The following is a 922-nucleotide window of genomic DNA, read 5'->3' as shown; positions in this document are numbered from 1 at the left end:
GCATCCGTCCGCGTACCGATGGACAGAGCAAGCACCGCCGCGGCGACGAGGCAACCGGCGGCCACCACCTGACGGGTCATGAGCGGCTCCCGCCGGGTGCCGCACCGAGGCGTTCCGTCCAGAGCAGGCCAACGAACTGGAGGACCACGGCCGCCACGGCACAACCGCCACCGACTGGGGTGTACAGCAGCACCGCGACCGGGTCGACGCCCACCCCGTACCCGAGCCCGATGCCGCCGAGCGGCAGAGCGGCGAGCAGCCAGGCGGTGGCCCGTGCTCCGGCCGCCTGCGCCGCCGCAGCGGCCAGCCCTCGGTCGGCGGCCCGCGCGTCGGCCTCGATTCGTTCCAGCAGTTCCGCCAGGGGTGCCCCTGTCCGGTCGGCGAGCCGGACCGCAGCCCGAGCCAACTGGCGGAGCCGATCCGGATCGTCGGAAGCGCCGGCCGCAAGGCCGACGGGCTGCCGACTGACGCCCCGCTCGGACCTGCGCGGGTCCCCGCCAGGCAGGCCCGGCGCGGTGCTGGCCACATCCGGGCCGGCGCTCCCCCCGGACCGGCCGACGTCCGGGGCGGACCCGGGCGCTGGCAGGGGTGCTGTCGAGCGGGCGGTGATGGTGGCGATCGGGACGGGGCGCGGAACGCCCGGCGGCGCGGCGGACGACAACGCGGCCAGCGACAGCGGGAACGGAGGCGCGGGCGACGACGGCGGCGCGACTGGGGGCGAGGTCAGGGTCGCGGCGGCGGTCAGCACCGGCACGCCGGCACGCAGGTCCGCGGCGAGGGCGCAGAGTTGGTCCAGCCCGTGCCGACAGGCGAGTTCCGCCTGCCGGGCAAGCCGTCTCCGGACCAGCCCCCGCACGAGCAGCGCGCCATACGCGCCGACCACCACGGCGGCCACCGGCCCGGCCAGCAGGCCGCCCGATCC

At 77.5% G+C, this 922-nt stretch carries 1 pseudogene; it reads right to left on the bottom strand.

The annotated features are described in order from the left end of the window. Window positions 1-76: 76 nt before the first annotated feature. Window positions 77-922, bottom strand: a pseudogene (locus tag E1258_RS35330) (hypothetical protein); the annotation flags it as partial.

This window comes from Micromonospora sp. KC207 (assembly GCF_004348615.1).
GTDB lineage: Bacteria > Actinomycetota > Actinomycetes > Mycobacteriales > Micromonosporaceae > Micromonospora.
This window is presented reverse-complemented; position numbering and strand designations above follow the sequence as displayed.